The sequence below is a fragment of the Mesorhizobium sp. M4A.F.Ca.ET.090.04.2.1 genome (assembly GCF_003999085.1).
In the GTDB taxonomy this organism is placed as follows: domain Bacteria; phylum Pseudomonadota; class Alphaproteobacteria; order Rhizobiales; family Rhizobiaceae; genus Mesorhizobium.
In genome coordinates, this window is record NZ_RZOT01000574.1 from 1 (window position 1) to 3,707 (window position 3,707).

Consider the following 3,707-nt stretch of genomic DNA (forward strand, 5'->3'; position numbering starts at 1 on the left):
TTGCTCTGGAACTGATCGAAAATGCGCAGCCCATCATCGCCAAACCCTGCGATGTGGCCAGCGCCGGCGGACACAAGACCGACCAGATCGAGCTGCTCGGACAAGGTCTGATAGACGCTCGCCCGCCCGGTCAGCTTCACCCACTTGGCGTCGCCGCCGAGACCGGCGACTTCGGTCGTGCCGTTGATGTAAATACCCTCATGCGGGTTCTTCATGTCGTCGATGGTGTTGTACACCAGACCCAAGCTGACCGAGGATTTCAGCCAGGGGCTTTCAGCGATGCCGTCCTTGATGGCCTGTGAAAGATCACAATCGCCCTGAGTGCCATCGTCGTTGTCGTCGCAGTCATCGTATTTGTATTTCTCCTGCGCGATGTTGTACGCCAGCTGGGTGGAAATGCTGTCGGTGATCGGCAGGCCGAAGCGCACTGTGGCGCCCAGCGTCTCGCTGTCGTAGTGGGTGTAATTGCGCGTCTGCTGGAAGACATCGAAGCCGGCGGCAATGCGGCGCCCGAGGAAGTAAGGCTCGGTGAAGGAAATGCTGTAGTCGCGCGAATTCTTGCCGCCGCCCGCCGCCAGCTTGATGTACTGGCCACGACCGAGGAAGTTGCGCTCCGTGATCGAGCCTTCGACCGACGGACCAGGCGTGTCGCCACCGGTCGAATAGCCGGCGCCGATCGAGAATTCGCCGGTCGACTTCTCGACCACGTCAACCACCAGCACGACCTGATCGGGCTGCGAACCCGGCACGGTCGAGATGTCGACTTTCTCAAAGTAATTGAGCGCTTCCAGGCGCTTCTTCGCGCGCTGGATAAGCACCTGGTTGAAGGCGTCGCCTTCGCTGACATCGAACTCGCGGCGAATGACATAGTCGCGCGTGCGGTCGTTGCCGCGGATTTCGATACGCTCGATATAGGCCTTGGTGCCCTGGTCGATTGTGTAGACCACCGAAATGGTGTGGTTCTCGAAGTTGCGATCGCCGCGTGGTGTCACCTGGGCGAAGGCATAGCCGGAGCCGGCGACCTTCTCGGTCAGCGCGATGATGGAATCCTCGACATCCTTGGCGTTGTAAACGTCACCCTTATGGGTCTCGATCACGGATTCCAGCGACTTGGAGTCGACTTCGGGAATCGTGCTTTCGACGCTGACGTCGCCGAAGGTGTAACGGTCGCCTTCCTGCACGGTGATGGTGACAGTGTATTTGTTGGTGGTGTCATCGAGCTCGCCGACCGCCGAGACCACCTGGAAATCGGCATAGCCGTGATTGTAGTAGAAGCGGCGCAGCAACTCCTGATCGGCGCGCAGCTTGTCCTCGTCATAGACGTCGTCGCGCAGCACGAAGGAGAGCCAGGACGAACGCTTGGTGTTGATCACGTCGGACAGACGGCGGCTGGAATAGGCACTGTTGCCGACGAAATTGATCGCGGCGATCTGGGTGCGGCCACCTTCGTTGATGTTGAAGACGACATTCACGCGGTTGTCGCCGAGTTCCATGATTTGCGTGGTCACCGCCGCATCGTCGCGACCGATGCGCCGGTAGGCGGCCTTGACCGCCTCGACGTCGGAATCAAGCGTCTGCTGCGAGAAGGTCGCGCGCGGCTTGAGCTGGACCGCGGCTTGCAGAGCGTTGTCCTTGAGCTTTTTGTTGCCCTGGAACAGGACCTGATTCACGACCTTGTATTCGGAAACCTTGACGACGAGGGTCGAGCCGACCTGGTTGATCTGCACATCCGAGAACAGGCCGGTGCCGAACAGCGCCTTGACCGCATCATCGATATCGGAGCTGGAGAACGCCTTGCCAGGCTTGATCGTGATGTAGTTGCGGATGGTGTCGGCATCGACGCGCTGGTTGCCGCTGACCTCCACTCTCGAGACGACTGCGGCTTCGGCTACCGATGTGGCAACAAACTGCACTGCGAGCGCGCCTGGCACAACCAGAGCGGCGGACAAAGCCACCGCGGACGCGGCGCTCATAAACTTGGATGCTGCCTTCATCGGGCTTTTGTACCTTTTCTCGTAGTCCCCACGGCGAGAAAACCGGACGTGCGGTAATTTTCCCCTACCGTATTAACCGGATTTTCCCTACACGCAAGGCTTCTGGTTAATTTGTAATTACTTAACCCTGGTGCGTGGCTTTCGCGTCACGCCTACCCCTGTGCATGGTAAACGGCGTCTCAACATTGCGGCTGCCGAAGCCAAATTTCTTCATGATTTCAGCACCCAAACAGATCGTTCCAGAACACGAAGCCCATAAAGCCCAACACCAGAAGCAGTCCGGTCCGGTAGGCCATTTCCATCATCCGCTCCGATACCGGCCGACGGAAGACGGCCTCCACGCCGTAGAACAAGAGGTGGCCGCCGTCGAGGGGGGGAATCGGCAGAAGATTGAGAATTCCTATTCCGACTGACAGGAATGCAACAAGCTGCACCAGCCATTCGAAGCCGAGTTTCGCCGCCTGACCCGACATTTTGGCGATCTTGATCGGTCCCCCAAGCTGGCATTTGTCCTCGCGGCCGACAACGAAACGCTGCAGAAACTGCCCCGTGCGCTGGATGACGTGCCCGGTCTCCTCGATGGCCGCGCCCACGGCACCGACGGGATTGTAGGTGACAATGCGCGCCTGGCCGAGTTCGGTGCTGTTGACGACGCCGATCACGGCCACCTTGATCTTGTTGCCCAGCGCATCCTGCTGTTCCATCGGCACAGGGGTCGCTGTGAGCGTAATCTCCTTGCCATCGCGCAGCATGGTGAAGGCGATGGCATCGCCGGCGCGGCCCTGAACGAGGCGCTGGACGTCAGCGAAGGTCTCGACCGTGCTGCCGTCGACTCTGACGAATCGGTCACCCGGCTGGATGCCTGCCTTGTCGGCGGGGCTGCCAGCGGTGACCTGGGCCACCATTGGGTCCAGCACCGGGCGGCCATAGACGGAAAACAGCACGGCAAAGACGACTATGGTCAGCAGGAAATTGAACAGCGGCCCGGCCACCACTGTCGCGGCGCGTTTCCAGATCGGCTGGGTATGGAACGCGACCTCGCGCTCCGAATCACTCAGCGCCTCCAGGTCCTCGGCGCTCGGCTGGCTCGACGTGGCATTCATGTCGCCGACGAATTTGACATAGCCGCCAAGCGGTATGGCGCAGAGCTTCCAGCGTGTGCCGTGGCTGTCGTTGAAGCCGATGAGCTCGGGGCCGAAGCCGATCGAAAAGGCCTTGACGCCGATGCCGCACAAGCGGCCGATGAGGTAGTGGCCCATTTCGTGTACGAAGACCACCACGGTCAGCACGAACAGGAACGGCACCAGCGTGCCGAGGACGAAGCCTTCCGTGCTGAACAACGCGTGAAGAATCTCGTTCAAGTCGTGTCCTCAAAACCGTGCGCGACGCAGGCCGTGCCGCGACTGTGACATCAATCCGGGCGAATCCGTGGCGCTGCCTGTTCTTCGCCCTGCGGCATGCGGTTCAAATCGGAAACAGCCCCTGCGCCGGATGATCGGCGCCCGCCGAGATCCAGCCGATGACGTACAGGGCCAGAGCCGCCGCGACAAGCCCGTCCACCCTGTCCATGACGCCGCCATGGCCAGGGATCAGGTTGCCGGAGTCCTTCTGGCCGTGGCGGCGCTTGACCCAGGATTCGAAAAGGTCACCTGCCTGCGCCACCACCGACAGGGCGAGTGCCACGAGGCCGAGTGTTCCGAGATTGCCGACTCC

General features: G+C 60.8%; 3 protein-coding genes. All 3 read right to left on the reverse strand.

From position 1 onward, the window contains the following. A partial coding sequence (bamA, locus tag EN781_RS28345; RefSeq protein ID WP_127400548.1) for an outer membrane protein assembly factor BamA occupies positions 1 to 1,994 on the reverse strand: 1,994 nt, incomplete at its 3' end. Between the two features lie 218 nt (positions 1,995 to 2,212). Beyond that, on the reverse strand, positions 2,213 to 3,355 hold the full coding sequence (gene rseP / locus EN781_RS28350) for an RIP metalloprotease RseP (RefSeq protein WP_126054468.1): 1,143 nt from the start codon (positions 3,353 to 3,355) through the stop codon (positions 2,213 to 2,215). A gap of 103 nt (positions 3,356 to 3,458) precedes the next feature. Then, positions 3,459 to 3,707: phosphatidate cytidylyltransferase (locus EN781_RS28355; protein ID WP_189347904.1), on the reverse strand; the 249-nt coding region annotated here is incomplete at its 5' end.